This window comes from Enterobacter sp. 50793107 (assembly GCF_001463365.1).
Classification (GTDB): Bacteria; Pseudomonadota; Gammaproteobacteria; order Enterobacterales; family Enterobacteriaceae; genus Enterobacter; species Enterobacter cloacae.
Genome location: NZ_LNII01000155.1, coordinates 1 through 226 on the forward strand (window position 1 = coordinate 1; position 226 = coordinate 226).

Genomic DNA, 226 nt, shown 5'->3' on the forward strand with positions numbered 1-226 from the left:
ACCACTTTGTGATTCATGACTGGGGTGAAGTCGTAACAAGGTAACCGTAGGGGAACCTGCGGTTGGATCACCTCCTTACCTTAAAGAACCTGCCTTTGTAGTGCTCACACAGATTGTCTGATGAAAAACAGCAGTAAAAAACCTCTACAGGCTTGTAGCTCAGGTGGTTAGAGCGCACCCCTGATAAGGGTGAGGTCGGTGGTTCAAGTCCACTCAGGCCTACCAA

1 tRNA gene and 1 rRNA gene are annotated in these 226 nt (G+C 49.1%); both read left to right on the top strand.

Annotation, left to right across the window (positions count from 1 at the left end):
* Positions 1-78: ribosomal RNA gene (locus APU11_RS19760) — 16S ribosomal RNA — on the top strand; the annotation flags it as partial.
* 70 nt (positions 79-148) lie between these two features.
* A tRNA-Ile gene (locus APU11_RS19765) sits at positions 149-225 on the top strand.
* Position 226 lies beyond the last annotated feature (1 nt).